The following is a 14,450-nucleotide window of genomic DNA, read 5'->3' on the forward strand; positions in this document are numbered from 1 at the left end:
ATGGTTGGGGTGAACTCAGTCTAGCGCTGTGCTTTTCGATTGAAAGACGATAGTTTTTGCGCCGAGCTCAAATTATTTCGATCAGTCGAGGCGCCCATGTTGCGTGAACTGAAAACCTTTTTGGCGGTGGCACGGCACGGCACGTTTGCCGCCGCCGGTCTGCATATCGGCCTGACGCAATCGGCGGTCAGCGCGCAGATCCGCAATCTTGAGCAAGCCTTGGGCGTGCGTCTGTTCGATCGCACCGGGCGGCAGGCGATCCTCAATCCGGCCGGGCAGCGCGCGGTGCCGATGGCGCAGGAAATGCTCGCCACCTTCAGCCGCATGGCGATCAGCGAAAATGTCGGCGAGTTTCGCGGTGAGCTGAAAATCGGCGCCGTGGCGACTGCGCAGACAGGGTTGTTGCCTCAGGCCTTGTTGTGCTTGCGGCAACAGGCGCCGGGCGTGGAGCCGAAACTGGTGCCGGGTGTGTCGCTGAACCTGTTGAGCCAGGTGGATGCCGGGGAAGTCGATCTGGCGATCATGATCAAGCCGCCGTTCGAATTGCCCAAGGAGCTGTCGGCGCAGGTGATTCGTCGCGAGCCCTTCGTGCTGATCGTGCCGCCCGACGTCGAAGGTGACGATCCGCTGCAATTGCTCGCCGAGCATCCTCACGTGCGCTACGACCGCAATTCGTTTGGCGGACGGCTGGTGACGCGGTTTCTGCGTGAGCAGCGGCTAGACGTCCACGTAGCGCTGGAGCTGGATGAGCTGGAAGCGATCGTGAAGATGGTCGAGTGCGGGCTCGGGGTTTCGTTGCTGCCAAGAGCCGGATTGTGGCTGGAGCATCCGTTGAAGGTGAGGGCGATCGAATTGGGTGAGCTTACGTTCTATCGCGAGATGGTGCTGTTGCAGCGCTACAGCCAGCGCAGTCAGCCGATTCAGCGGTTGTTCGCTCATTGCCTGGAATTGCAGGCATGAAAAAGCCCGCCGGTTCTGGCGGGCTTTTTATCGGCAGTCCGAAGATTACTCTTCGATGTTGCCCATGGCGGTGGTGTTGAAGCCGCCGTCCACGTAGGTGATTTCACCGCTGATGCCGGACGCCAGGTCCGAGCACAGGAAGGCGCCGACGTTGCCGACTTCTTCGATGGTGACGTTGCGACGCAGCGGGGTCTGCGCTTCGTTGGCGGCCAGCATCTTGCGGAAGCTCTTGATGCCGGAAGCGGCCAGGGTGCGGATCGGGCCGGCGGATACGCAGTTGACGCGGGTGCCTTCCGGGCCCAGGGAGCCGGCCAGGTAGCGTACGCCGGCTTCCAGCGAAGCCTTGGCCATGCCCATGACGTTGTAGTTCGGCATGGTGCGCTCGGCGCCCAGGTAGGACAGGGTCAGCAGGCTGCCATTGCGGCCCTTCATCATTTCGCGACCGGCCTTGGCCAGGGCGACGAAGCTGTAGGCGCTGATGTCGTGGGAGATGCGGTAGCCTTCACGGGTGGTGACTTCGGTGAAGTCGCCGTCCAGCTGGTCGCCCGGTGCGAAGCCGACGGAGTGCACGATGCAGTCCAGGCCGTCCCACTTCTTGCTCAGTTCTTCGAAGACCTTGGCGATTTCCGCATCGCTGGCCACGTCGCACGGGAAGCACAGCTCAGGGCTCGAGCCCCAGCCTTGTGCGAATTCTTCGACGCGACCTTTCAGTTTTTCGTTCTGATAAGTGAAGGCAAGCTCAGCGCCCTCGCGATGCATGGCGGCAGCGATGCCGGATGCGATGGACAGCTTGCTGGCGACACCGACGATCAGTACGCGCTTACCGGCGAGAAAACCCATGTGTTGCTCCTCTTTCAGGTTATTGCGCAGTGGCTGGTGCCAGAAAAGCGGCTTCCAGCAACTGCTGTGTATACGGATGTCGGGGGGCGGCAAAAATACTTTGCGCGTCTCCCTGTTCGACCACTTGGCCATGCTTGACCACCATCAACTGGTGGCTTAGCGCTTTGACGACAGCCAGGTCATGGCTGATGAACAAATACGTCAGGTTGTACTTGGCTTGCAGTGAACGCAACAGCTCCACCACTTGCCGCTGCACCGTCCGGTCGAGGGCCGAAGTCGGCTCGTCCAGAAGGATCAGCGCCGGCTTGAGCACCAGGGCCCGGGCAATGGCGATACGCTGCCGTTGCCCACCGGAAAATTCGTGGGGGTAGCGGTGCCGGGTTTCCGGATCCAGACCTACCTCCTTCAATGCCGCAATGATTGCCGCTTCCTGCTCGGCGGCGGTGCCCATCCTGTGGATCCGCAAACCTTCGCCAACGATGTCGCTCACGCACATTCGCGGGCTCAGGCTGCCGAACGGGTCCTGAAACACCACCTGCATCTCCCGACGCAACGGACGAACCTCTTTCTGCGTCAGGCAGTCTAGCTGCTTGCCTTCAAAACGGATCGCGCCCTGGCTGCCGATCAGCCGCAAAATGGCCAGACCGAGGGTGGACTTGCCCGAACCGCTTTCTCCCACGATGCCCAGAGTCTGACCCTGAGGCAGGCTGAAGTTGATGCCGTCCACGGCCTTGACGTGATCCACCGTGCGCTTGAACAGGCCTTTCTTGATCGGGAACCAGACTTTCAGATCCTCGACTTCAAGCAGCGGTGCCCCGATTTCATTGCTCGCCGGGCCTCCGCTGGGCTCCGCCGCCAGCAGCTCCCGGGTGTACGGATGCTGCGGAGAACGGAACAGTTCTGCGCACGATGCCTGTTCGACGATGCAACCGCGCTGCATGACACATACACGATGCGCAATTCTTCGCACCAGGTTCAAATCGTGACTGATCAGTAGCAGCGCCATGCCCAATCGAGCCTGCAATTGCTTGAGCAGGTCGAGGATTTTCAGCTGAACGGTCACGTCCAGCGCGGTGGTCGGTTCGTCGGCGATCAGCAGTTCCGGCTCGTTGGCCAGGGCCATGGCAATCATCACCCGTTGGCGCTGGCCGCCGGACAATTCGTGGGGCAGGGCCTTGAGCCGTTTGTGCGGCTCGGGAATGCCGACCATTTCCAACAGCTCCAGTGTGCGCTTGGTCGCGACCTTGCCGGTCAGGCCTTTGTGGATGCCCAGCACTTCATTGATCTGCTTTTCGATCGAGTGCAGCGGGTTGAGCGAGGTCATCGGCTCCTGGAAGATCATCGCGATCCGGTTGCCGCGGATGTGCCGAATGGTCTTTTCGCTCAGCTCCAGCAGGTTTTGCCCGGAATAGCTGATGCTGCCGGCAGGGTGGCGAGCCAGCGGGTAGGGCAGCAGGCGCAGGATCGAGTGCGCCGTCACCGACTTGCCCGAGCCGGACTCGCCCACCAGCGCCAGGGTTTCGCCACGCTTGATGTCAAAACTCACACCCTCGACCACCCGGTGTGCGCGATCGCCCGTACCGAACTCGACGGCGAGATCGCGGACTTCGATCAGATTGTCCTGATTCATTTCACTTCCTCGGGTCGAAGGCATCGCGAGCAGACTCGCCGATAAATACCAGCAGGCTCAGCATCAGCGCCAGCACCGCAAACGCGCTCATGCCCAGCCACGGCGCCTGCAGGTTGGATTTGCCCTGAGCCACCAGTTCACCCAGCGACGGACTGCCGGCCGGCAAGCCGAAACCGAGGAAGTCCAGCGCGGTGAGGGTGCCGATGGCGCCGGTCAGGATGAACGGCATGAAAGTCATGGTCGAGACCATGGCGTTGGGCAGAATGTGACGGAACATGATCGCGCCGTTCTGCATCCCCAACGCCCGGGCCGCCCGCACGTATTCAAGGTTACGCCCACGCAGGAACTCGGCGCGCACCACGTCAACCAGGCTCATCCACGAGAACAGCAGCATGATCCCCAGCAGCCACCAGAAATTCGGCTGGACGAAGCTGGCGAGGATGATCAGCAGGTACAGCACCGGCAAACCCGACCAGATCTCCAGAAAACGCTGGCCGGCCAGATCTACCCAGCCGCCATAGAAGCCCTGCAACGCGCCGGCGATCACGCCGATGATCGAACTGAGGACGGTCAACGTCAGGGCGAACAGCACGGAAATCCGGAAACCGTAGATCACCCGCGCCAGCACATCGCGGCCCTGATCGTCGGTGCCCAGCAGGTTGACCGACGAGGGCGGGGCGGGGGCCGGGACTTTCAGGTCGTAGTTGATGCTCTGGTAACTGAACGGAATCGGCGCCCACAGCACCCACGCGTCCTTGGCCTTGAGCAGTTCCTGGATGTACGGGCTCTTGTAATTGGCCTCCAGCGGGAATTCGCCGCCGAAAGTGGTCTCCGGGTAGCGCTTGATCGCCGGGAAGTACCAGTTGTTGTCGTAGTGCACCACCAAAGGCTTGTCGTTGGCGATCAGCTCGGCGCCGAGGCTCAGGCCGAACAGAATCAGGAACAGCCACAGCGACCACCAGCCACGTTTGTTGGCCTTGAACAGCTCGAAGCGCCGGCGGTTGAGAGGGGACAGGTTCATCTCAATGCTCCCGGCTGGCGAAGTCGATGCGGGGATCGACGAGGGTATAGGTGAGGTCGCCGATCAGTTTCACCACCAGCCCCAGCAGGGTGAAGATGAACAGGGTGCCGAACACCACCGGGTAATCGCGGTTGATCGCCGCTTCGAAACTCATAAGGCCGAGACCGTCGAGAGAGAAGATCACTTCCACCAGCAGGGAGCCTGTGAAGAAGATGCCGATGAATGCCGACGGGAAACCGGCGATCACCAGCAGCATCGCGTTGCGGAACACGTGGCCATAGAGCACGCGGTTGCGCGTCAGACCCTTGGCCTTGGCGGTGACCACGTACTGTTTGTTGATTTCGTCGAGGAAGCTGTTCTTGGTCAGCAGGGTCATGGTGGCGAAGTTGCCGATCACCAGCGCCGTCACCGGCAGCGCCAGGTGCCAGAAGTAGTCGAGGACCTTGCCGCCCAGGCTCAATTCGTCGAAGTTGTTGGAGGTCAGGCCGCGCAGCGGGAACCAGTCCAGATAACTGCCGCCGGCAAACACCACGATCAACAGGATGGCGAACAGGAACGCCGGGATCGCATAGCCGACGATGATCGCCGAGCTGGTCCAGACATCGAAGTGGCTGCCGTGCCGCGTGGCCTTGGCGATCCCCAGCGGGATCGACACCAGGTACATGATCAGCGTGCTCCACAGCCCCAGCGAAATCGACACCGGCATCTTTTCCTTGATCAGGTCGATGACCTTGGCATCACGGAAGAAACTGTCACCGAAATCGAGCCGGGCGTAGTTCTTGACCATGATCCACAGCCGTTCCGGCGCCGACTTGTCGAAGCCGTACATGTGCTCGATTTCCTTGATCAGCGCCGGGTCCAGGCCTTGTGCGCCGCGATAGGCGGAGCCGGCCACCGACACTTCGGCACCGCCGCCGGCAATGCGACTGGTGGCGCCTTCGAAACCTTCGAGCTTGGCGATCATCTGTTCCACCGGCCCGCCGGGGGCGGCCTGGATGATCACGAAGTTGATCAGCAGAATGCCGAACAGGGTCGGGATGATCAGCAACAGTCGTCGCAGGATATACGCCAGCATCTGATTACTCCGTGCCCACAGGGTCGGCTTGCAGTTGGGTTTGCACTTCTACCGCCGGCTTCGTGTCGGGTTTGACCCACCAGGTATTAATGCCGATGTCGTACTTGGGGGAGACTTTCGGATGGCCGATGTGGTTCCAGTACGCCACGCGCCAGCTCTTGATGTGCCAGTTCGGTATCACGTAGTAACCCCATTGCAGCACGCGATCCAGCGCCCGGGCGTGGGCCACCAGGCTCTTGCGCGAGTCGGCGTTGATCAGACTCTCCACCAGGTGATCGACGATCGGGTCTTTCAGGCCCATGGAGTTGCGGCTGCTGGGCTTGTCGGCGGCAGCGCTCATCCAGAATTCCCGTTGTTCATTACCCGGTGAGTTGGACTGCGGGAAGCTGCCGACGATCATGTCGAAATCCCGCGAACGCACACGGTTGACGTATTGCGAGACGTCGACGCGGCGGATCACCAGGTCGATGCCCAGATCGGCGAGGTTGCGCTTGAACGGCAGCAACACCCGCTCGAATTCGGTCTGGGCCAGCAGGAACTCGATGACCACCGGTTTGCCGCGGGTGTCGACCATTTTGTCGTCGACGATCTTCCAGCCGGCCTCTTGCAGCAGCTGATAAGCCTCGCGTTGCTGCAGGCGGATCATGCCGCTGCCATCGGTTTTCGGGTTTTCGAAGGCTTCGCTGAACACCTGCGCCGGGAGCTGACGGCGGAACGGGTCGAGGATCGCCAGTTGATCGGCGTCCGGCAGGCCGGTGGCGGCCATTTCCGAGTTTTCGAAATAACTGCGGGTGCGCACGTAGGCGCTGTTGAACAATTGCTTGTTGGTCCATTCGAAGTCGAGCAACAGGCCCAGTGCCTGACGCACCCGGACGTCCTGGAACAGCGGACGGCGCAGGTTGAAGACGAAGCCCTGCATGCCGGTCGGGTTGCCGTTGGGGATCAGTTCCTTGACCAGTCGGCCCTCGGTGACGGCCGGGATGTTGTAGGCGTTGGCCCAGTTCTTCGCGGTCATTTCCAGCCAGTAGTCGAACTGCCCGGCCTTCAGGGCTTCCAGGGCGACGGTGTTGTCGCGGAAGTAGTCGGTGGTCATCACGTCGAAATTGTAGAACCCGCGATTGACCGGCAGGTCCTTGCCCCAGTAATCCTTGACCCGCTCGTAACGCACCGAACGCCCGGCCTTCACTTCGGCGACCCTGTACGGGCCGCTGCCCAGCGGGATTTCCAGGTTGCCCTTGTTGAAATCGCGGCTGGCCCACCAGTGTTTCGGCAGCACCGGCAACTGGCCGAGGATCAGCGGCAGTTCGCGATTGTTGTTGTGTTTGAACTTGAACAGCACCGTGAGCGGGTCTACGGCGACGGCTTCCTCGACATCGCTGTAGTAACCGCGAAACATCGGTGAACCTTCTTTCGTCAGGGTCTCGAAGCTGAACACCACGTCTTCGGCGCGTACCGGGTGGCCGTCATGGAAGCGTGCTTCCGGGCGCAGGTAGAAACGCACCCAGCTGTTGTCCGGAGCCTTTTCGATCTTGCCGGCGATCAAGCCGTATTCGGTGAACGGCTCATCGAGGCTGTGCCGGGTCAGGGTGTCGTAGATCTGCCCGACGTCATCGGCCGGCACCCCCTTGCTGATGAACGGATTGAGGCTGTCGAAGCCGCCGAAACCGGCCTGACGGAAAGTCCCGCCCTTGGGGGCATCGGGGTCGACGTAATCGAAATGCTTGAAGTCCGCCGGGTATTTCGGTGGCTCGTTGTACAGCGTCACGGCGTGCTGCGGGGCGGCGCAGGCCAGCCCGGCGAACAACAGGCCGCAAGCCTGCACGAGCAGGGTACGGATGGCGTTCATTGATCTTTCTCCGAAGATTTCAGCCACCACGCGCTCAGGCCCAGGGTATAGGGCGGCGTAGTGACGAAAGCGAACCGGTTGCGGTACGCCAGACGGTGATAATTGAGGTACCAGTTGGGAATGCTGTAGTGCTGCCAGAGCAGTACGCGGTCCAGCGCCTTGCCCGCGGCGACCTGTTCATCGCGGGTGCGGGCGGCGAGCAACTGCTCGAGCAGGTGGTCGACCACCGGGTTGGCGATACCCGCGTAATTCTTGCTGCCCTTGACCCCGACTTGACTGGAGTGGAAGTACTGCCACTGTTCCAGCCCCGGGCTCAGGGTCTGGTTGAGGGTCATCAGGATCATGTCGAAATCGAACTGATCCAGGCGCTGCTTGTACTGGGCGCGATCCACCGTGCGCAGGCGCGCGTCGATGCCGATGCTGTTGAGGTTCTCGATGTACGGCTGGAGGATGCGCTCCAGGTTCGGGTTGACCAGCAGCAGTTCGAAACTCAGCGGCTGGCCGGCAGCGTTCTGCAGGCGCTCGCCGTTGAGCTTCCAGCCGGCCTCGGCCAGCAGCGCCAGGGCCTTGCGCATGGTTTCCCGGGGAATGCCGCGCCCGTCGGTCTTTGGCAGCGTGAACGGCTCGGTGAACAGCCGCGCTGGCAGTTGATCCTTGTACGGCTTCAGCATCAGCCATTCGTGACCGACGGGCAGGCCGCTGGCGCTGAATTCGCTGTTCGGGTAGTAGCTGGTGGTGCGCTGGTAGGCATCGCTGAACAGCGCGCGGTTGGTCCACTCGAAGTCGAACATCAAACCCAGGGCTTCACGGGTCTTGACGTCCGCGAAGGTGGCTCGCCGGGTGTTCATGAACAGGCCCTGGCTTTGGGTCGGGATTTGATGCGGGATCTGCGCCTTGATCACGTCGCCACGGCGTACCGCAGGAAAGTTGTAACCGTTGGCCCAGTTCTTCGCCTGATGCTCGATATAGATGTCGAACTCGCCGGCCTTGAACGCTTCGAAGGCCACGTCGCTGTCGCGGTAGAACTCGACTTCCATGCGATCGAAGTTGTACTTGCCGCGATTGACCGGCAAATCCTTGCCCCAGTAATCCTTGACCCGCTCGAAAATCAACTGGCGCCCCGGCGTCACCGAGGTGATGCGGTACGGCCCGCTGCCCAGTGGCGGTTCGAAGGTGGTGGCCTTGAAGTCGCGCCCCTTCCAGTAATGCTGGGGCAGCACCGGCAACTCGCCCAGGCGCAGGATCAGCAACGGATTGCCCGAACGCTTCATGATGAACCGGATGCGCTGCGGGTTGAGGATGTCGACACGCGACACTTCCTGCAGCGCCGTGCGGTACAGCGGATGACCTTCCTTGAGCAGCGTTCGATAGGAGAACGCCACGTCATAAGCGGTGATCGGGGTGCCATCGTGGAAGCGTGCTTCCGGACGCAGGTTGAACACCACCCAGCTGCGATCTTCGCTGTATTCCACCGATTGCGCGATCAGGCCATAGCTCGACGCCGGTTCATCGCCGGACGGCGAGTACTGGCCGGTTCCGACCATCAGCGGTTCGTTCAGCTCGTTGATGCCGTACTGCAGGAAATTCGGGGTGGTGACCGGGCTGGTGCCCTTGAAAGTGTAGGGGTTGAGCGTATCGAAGGTGCCAAACGCCATCACCCGCAATGTGCCGCCCTTGGGCGCTTGCGGGTTGACCCAGTCGAAGTGGGTAAATCTGGCCGGGTACTTGAGCGTGCCGAACTGCGCATAACCGTGGCTTTCGGTGATCGTCGCGCTGACGGGGGAGCTCAAGGCCAGGCTGATCAGGAGCAGGAGGAGGGGACGCTTCAAGTCAGATCCGATCCAGGCGGCTTGGGCTTTGTGGGCCGTACAGTAACAGCTTGTATGGACAGGAAAAAGACAGGGGCCTGATGCGTGGTTGATTGTGGAAGTCGCCTGCCTCGACAGCGAAAAATGACAGACGAAAAAAAGCCCCTGAAATTCAGGGGCTCCGGGTCAGTGCGGCTGGTAGACGGTGAGCATCTGCCCAGGCTTGAGCGCCTTGCCGGCGCCCGGGTTCCAGCGCTTGAGATGCTGCATCTCGACGTTGAAGCGCTTGGCCACCACGTACAGCGTATCGCCGCGCTGGACCTTGTACTGGGTCTGCTGCTTGCTGTCATCCTTGCCTTTGGCCTTGGTGTTGGCCGCGATCACCGTGTTGATGCGACCGCCGGTCTTGCGCGCCGGGGTGCGTTTGGTGGTGTCCTGCATGACCAGGGTCTGGCCGACCTTGAGGTGCTTGCCGGTCAGCTTGTTCCAGCGTTGCAGGTCCTTGACCTCGACCTTGTTGGCCTTGGCGATGGAACCGAGGTTGTCGCCGCGCTTGACCCGGTAGGCACGCTTGAGCTGGGCGACTTCCGTCGGATCTGCGCCCTCGAACACCGGCTTCAGCGAGCGGGGACTGATCAGCTCTTCAGGACGCATGGTCTGCAGGCTGGCAGTCAGCAGTTGCGCCTTCGAGGTCGGCACCAGCAGATGCTGCGGGCCGTCAATGGTGGTGCGCTGCTTGAACGCCGGATTGAGCTGGAACAGCTCGTCTTCGTCGATGTTGGCCACCGCCGCGACCTTGGACAGGTCCATGCGCTGGTTGATTTCGACGACCTGGAAGTAAGGTTCGTTGGCGATCGGGTTGAGGTTGACCCCGTAGGCCTCAGGCGCCAGCACCACTTGCGAGAGAGCCAGCAGTTTCGGCACATAGGCCTGGGTTTCCGCCGGCAGCGGCAGGTTCCAGTAGTCGGTCGGCAAGCCCAGTCGTTCGTTGCGTTCGATGGCGCGGCTGACCGTGCCTTCGCCGGCGTTGTAAGCGGCCAGGGCCAGCAGCCAGTCGCCGTTGAACATGTCGTGCAGGCGGGTCAGGTAGTCCATCGCGGCAGTGGTCGAGGCGGTAATGTCGCGACGGCCATCGTAGAACCGGGTCTGACGCAGATTGAAAGAACGCCCGGTAGAAGGGATGAACTGCCACAGGCCCACCGCATCGGCGCGAGAATAGGCCATCGGGTTGTAGGCGCTCTCGATGACCGGCAGCAGCGCCAGTTCCAGCGGCATGTTGCGCTCTTCGAGGCGCTCGACGATGTAATGAATGTAGAGACTGCCGCGTTCGCCGGCGTTTTCGAGAAAGGACGGGTTACTGGCGAACCACAGGCGCTGTTGCTCGATGCGCGGGTTCACGCCCAGACCTTCCTGCAGTTGGAAACCGTTGCGCATGCGGGCCCAGATGTCCTGGGGCACCTGCGGGCTGGGCTTTTCGGACAACCAGATGGGTTTCTGCTTGGCTCGCGCAGCCATATTCGGCGTATGGGTCGCTTCAGTCTGCGGAGCATGGCTTGAACAGCCCGCCAGCGTGGCGGACACAGCCACCGCGATGGCTTGCGCCAGGCGGGTCAATGCGTCTGAATTGACGGACTTACGTATGGATGACGACATTGGCTGGAAGTAAGTTCCGGGCAAAAATGTCGGGCGATTCTAGAAAGCGCACCCCCTGCGGTCAACCGTTCAAGGTTTTTGTACCAAGTAGTGAACGGCTTAGAACTTATCTTTCCAGGCCCGCAGCGCCGCAAAAACCTCACTCGGCGCCCGGTTTTGAGCGCCGTTCCGTTCGTCCACTTTTTGTGTAACTAATGTTTCACTGGTACGCAGGAACGGGTTTGTGAGTTTTTCCAGGGCAATGGTCGAGGGCAAGGTCATGACGCCGTTCTGCCGCTGATGACCGACTTTTTCCAGACGGGCGGCAATGTCCGGGTTGCCCGGCTCCACGGCGGCGGCGAATTTCAGGTTGCTCAGGGTGTACTCGTGAGTGCAGTAGACCAGCGTGTCTTCCGGCAGGGCTGCCAGGCGACCGAGCGAGTGGTGCATTTGCTCCGGCGTGCCTTCGAACAAGCGGCCACAGCCGGCGGCGAACAGCGTGTCGCCGCAGAACAGCAGCCCGTGATGGTAATAGGCAATGTGTCCCAGGGTATGGCCGGGAACGGCGTAGACATCGAAATCCCAGCCGAGCACGCGGACTTTGTCATTGTCCTTGAGCGCGACGTCCCGCCCCGGGATGCTCTCACTGGCCGGCCCGTAGACCGTCGCTCCCGTGGCTTTCTTGAGCGCCTCGACACCGCCGACATGGTCGTGATGATGGTGGGTGATCAGAATGTCGCCCAACACCCAGCCCGGATGCGCGGTGAGCCACGCCTGTACGGGTGCGGCATCCCCCGGATCGACCACAGCGCAGCGCTGGGTGGCATGATCCTGTAACAACCAGATGTAGTTGTCGGTGAAGGCGGGCAGGGCACTGATCTGTATCATCTTCGGATTCGCCAAGCGGGTAACATTGGCGCATCTTAGAGGTTCCTGGCGTGTTGGAGAATGCAATGATCGATAAAGCGTTCGCTCAGGCCGATCCTGACTGGCTTGCGCTGATCGGGGCGGCCCGGGAATGGTTGTCCGGTCCCCTCGGGCAATTTCTGCTGGACGAAGAGCGGCGCATGCTCGAAGACGAGCTCGGCCGTTTTTTCGGCGGCTATCTGGTGCATTACGGTCCTTCCGCCGAAACACCGCCGTCGGCACCGCAAGTGCAGCGCAACGTTCGCCTCGGTGCACCGTTGCCGGGGGTGGAGATTGTCTGCGAAGAGCAGGCCTGGCCCTTGAGCGAACACGCCGCGGACGTGGTGGTGTTGCAGCATGGTCTGGACTTCTGTCTGTCGCCTCACGGCCTGCTGCGTGAAGCAGCCAGCAGTGTGCGCCCCGGCGGGCATCTGTTGATTGTCGGGATCAATCCCTGGAGTACCTGGGGCTTGCGTCATGTCTTCGCTCATGATGCCTTGCATCAGGCCCGCTGCATCTCGCCATCAAGGGTCGCCGACTGGCTCAACCTGCTGGGCTTCGCGCTGGAGAAACGCCGCTTCGGGTGCTATCGTCCGCCGCTTGCGTCACCCAAGTGGCAGGCCCGTCTGGCCGGCTGGGAACGCAAGGCCGGCGACTGGCAACTGGCGGGCGGCGGTTTCTATCTGCTGGTCGCGCGCAAGATCGTGGTCGGCCTGCGCCCTGTACGCCAGGAACGTCGCGAGCCGATGGGCAAGCTGATTCCACTGCCAATGGCCAAGGTCAATCGTCGCCGTATCGAACCGTAAACCTTCTTTTTATAGTGGCCGGGCCTGTCCCGGCCCCGGTCGTCGTCGATCCATGATCGGTGAGGCCACGCATTTTTCTGGATGGATTGGCATGAGCGAAAGCCTCGATAGTGTAGAACTGTTCACCGACGGCGCCTGCAAGGGCAACCCCGGCCCTGGTGGCTGGGGCGCCTTGCTGGTGTGCAAGGGCGTCGAAAAGGAACTGTGGGGCGGCGAAGCCAATACCACCAACAACCGTATGGAACTGCTCGGTGCGATCCGCGGCCTGGAAGCCCTCAAGCGTCCGTGCGAGGTTTTGCTGGTGACCGACTCGCAATACGTGATGAAAGGCATCAACGAATGGATGGCCAACTGGAAGAAGCGCGGCTGGAAAACCGCCGCCAAGGAGCCGGTCAAGAACGCCGACCTGTGGAAGGAACTGGACGAGCAGGTCAATCGCCACAAGGTCACCTGGAAATGGGTCCGCGGCCACATCGGCCACCACGGCAATGAGCGCGCCGACCAGCTGGCCAATCGCGGGGTGGATGAAGTACGCGGTTTGAAGCAGGGCTGATTACAGCATCAGTATGGCCTCCGCCAGCTGCAGGTCAGTGGCGGAGAGCTCCGGCAACAGGCTGCGAATCCGCTGGAGTGCCGCTTCCATCTGTACGCCACGAATGTCCCCGTCGCTGGCAACGAAGGCCGCCGCATCGTCCCTGGCGGCCAGCACGATCTTGTCGTCCTTGAACGAACCGCTGGTGCCTTTGCTGGAACTGAGTGTCAGGCTCAGGGTGATGTCGGTGCTGATGACGAAACTGGTGGGGTGTGCTTCAGTCATCAGCAGGCAGCCGCCGAGCAATAGAAACCGTGCAGTCTTCATGAGGTGTGCGAGTCCGTGAGAAACAGGCCGCGCACGCTAACAAGCCGGTTTGCCCCAGACTTTATGAAGATTGCTAATGATTGTTAAAAACTGCATGAGCGCCGATCACCCGGCGGGACGCGACGCGCGCCACCAGCGTGTTAACATCGCCGCTTTTGCACGATTGACCGTTGAGAGCTGAACACTAGATGGCCACCAGATCCGTTGTACTCGATACCGAAACCACCGGCATGCCGGTGACCGATGGTCACCGGATCATTGAAATCGGTTGCGTCGAGCTGATCGGTCGACGCCTGACGGGCCGGCACTTTCACGTCTACCTGCAACCGGATCGCGAAAGTGACGAGGGCGCGATCGGCGTCCACGGCATCACCAACGAGTTCCTTGTCGGCAAACCACGTTTCGCCGAAGTGGCCGACGAGTTCTTCGAATTCATCAACGGCGCGCAACTGATCATCCATAACGCGGCGTTCGACGTTGGCTTCATCAACAACGAATTCGCCCTGATGGGGCAGCACGATCGTGCCGACATCACGCAGCACTGCACGATCCTCGACACCCTGATGATGGCCCGGGAACGTCACCCGGGTCAGCGCAACAGCCTTGATGCCTTGTGCAAACGCTACGGCGTCGACAACTCCGGTCGTGAACTGCACGGCGCATTGCTCGACTCGGAGATTCTCGCCGACGTCTACCTGACCATGACCGGTGGCCAGACCAGCCTCTCGCTGGCGGGCAATGCCACTGACGGTGCGGGCGAGGGCGCGGACAACTCGGCCACCGAAATCCGTCGTCTGCCGGCGGATCGCAAGCCGGGGCGGATCATTCGCGCCACCGAAGCCGAGCTGGCGGAACATCAGGTGCGGCTGGAAATCATCGCCAAGTCCGCTGGTGCACCGGCCTTGTGGACGCAATTGCTGGAAGCCGAATCCCAGGCTTGAAGATCAAAGGATCGTCCGGCGGTGCTGACCGCCTTCGGACGATCCTTTTGTTTTTGGCAGTACTGACAACTGGCCACTCTCGCCACATCCGCTTCGACCTTCTACCCTGAGGACATTGGCAGACCA

At 61.4% G+C, this 14,450-nt stretch carries 13 protein-coding genes; 4 read left to right on the plus strand and 9 right to left on the minus strand.

The window, feature by feature from the left end; translation table 11 throughout:
* Nucleotides 1-96 precede the first annotated feature (96 nt).
* Nucleotides 97-960, plus strand: coding sequence for a LysR family transcriptional regulator (locus ACK6BI_RS17355; protein WP_409318011.1), 864 nt, complete (start codon nt 97-99; stop codon nt 958-960).
* A gap of 45 nt (nt 961-1,005) precedes the next feature.
* Here ACK6BI_RS17355 and fabI read toward each other — a convergent pair whose 3' ends face one another.
* The 8 genes from fabI to gloB form a co-directional block, all read right to left on the minus strand.
* Nucleotides 1,006-1,800: an enoyl-ACP reductase FabI gene (fabI, locus tag ACK6BI_RS17360; RefSeq protein ID WP_085708603.1), complete on the minus strand. Its 795-nt coding sequence runs from the start codon at nt 1,798-1,800 to the stop codon at nt 1,006-1,008.
* A gap of 19 nt (nt 1,801-1,819) precedes the next feature.
* The gene (locus tag ACK6BI_RS17365; protein ID WP_409318012.1) at nt 1,820-3,430 is read right to left on the minus strand and encodes an ABC transporter ATP-binding protein; all 1,611 of its coding nucleotides are present in this window, start codon (nt 3,428-3,430) and stop codon (nt 1,820-1,822) included.
* 1 nt (nt 3,431) lies between these two features.
* Complete coding sequence (locus ACK6BI_RS17370) at nt 3,432-4,451, minus strand: ABC transporter permease (RefSeq protein WP_409318013.1); 1,020 nt, start codon at nt 4,449-4,451, stop codon at nt 3,432-3,434.
* 1 nt (nt 4,452) lies between these two features.
* On the minus strand, nt 4,453-5,526 hold the full coding sequence (locus tag ACK6BI_RS17375; protein WP_065260294.1) for a microcin C ABC transporter permease YejB: 1,074 nt from the start codon (nt 5,524-5,526) through the stop codon (nt 4,453-4,455).
* 4 nt (nt 5,527-5,530) lie between these two features.
* Nucleotides 5,531-7,372: an extracellular solute-binding protein gene (locus ACK6BI_RS17380; protein ID WP_409318014.1), complete on the minus strand. Its 1,842-nt coding sequence runs from the start codon at nt 7,370-7,372 to the stop codon at nt 5,531-5,533.
* Nucleotides 7,369-9,201, minus strand: a complete 1,833-nt coding sequence (locus ACK6BI_RS17385; protein ID WP_409318015.1) for an extracellular solute-binding protein — start codon at nt 9,199-9,201, stop codon at nt 7,369-7,371. Before ACK6BI_RS17385 ends, ACK6BI_RS17380 begins: the two co-directional genes overlap by 4 nt.
* Before the next feature lie 165 nt (nt 9,202-9,366).
* Nucleotides 9,367-10,833, minus strand: a complete 1,467-nt coding sequence (locus tag ACK6BI_RS17390) for a transglycosylase SLT domain-containing protein (RefSeq protein WP_409318016.1) — start codon at nt 10,831-10,833, stop codon at nt 9,367-9,369.
* Between the two features lie 99 nt (nt 10,834-10,932).
* Nucleotides 10,933-11,700 carry a hydroxyacylglutathione hydrolase gene (gene gloB, locus ACK6BI_RS17395; protein ID WP_409318017.1) on the minus strand — a complete coding sequence of 256 codons (768 nt, stop codon included), beginning with the start codon at nt 11,698-11,700 and terminating at the stop codon, nt 10,933-10,935.
* A 65-nt stretch (nt 11,701-11,765) separates the two neighbouring features.
* On the opposite strand from gloB, the gene ACK6BI_RS17400 reads away from it, so the two are divergent.
* Nucleotides 11,766-12,524 (plus strand): methyltransferase domain-containing protein, encoded by a 759-nt coding sequence (locus ACK6BI_RS17400; protein WP_085708596.1) that lies wholly within the window; start codon nt 11,766-11,768, stop codon nt 12,522-12,524.
* Nucleotides 12,525-12,615: 91 nt separating this feature from the next.
* Complete coding sequence (gene rnhA / locus ACK6BI_RS17405; RefSeq protein ID WP_065261110.1) at nt 12,616-13,077, plus strand: ribonuclease HI; 462 nt, start codon at nt 12,616-12,618, stop codon at nt 13,075-13,077.
* On the opposite strand, the gene ACK6BI_RS17410 is transcribed toward rnhA, so the two are convergent.
* Complete coding sequence (locus tag ACK6BI_RS17410; RefSeq protein WP_409318018.1) at nt 13,078-13,383, minus strand: DUF2388 domain-containing protein; 306 nt, start codon at nt 13,381-13,383, stop codon at nt 13,078-13,080.
* A 188-nt stretch (nt 13,384-13,571) separates the two neighbouring features.
* Here ACK6BI_RS17410 and dnaQ point away from each other — a divergent pair, with 188 nt between their 5' ends.
* Nucleotides 13,572-14,324 (plus strand): DNA polymerase III subunit epsilon, encoded by a 753-nt coding sequence (dnaQ, locus tag ACK6BI_RS17415; protein WP_065261112.1) that lies wholly within the window; start codon nt 13,572-13,574, stop codon nt 14,322-14,324.
* Nucleotides 14,325-14,450: the final 126 nt, after the last annotated feature.

Origin of the sequence: Pseudomonas sp. KCJK9016, assembly GCF_046231795.1 — a bacterium.
In the GTDB taxonomy this organism is placed as follows: Bacteria; Pseudomonadota; Gammaproteobacteria; order Pseudomonadales; family Pseudomonadaceae; genus Aquipseudomonas; species Aquipseudomonas bananamidigenes.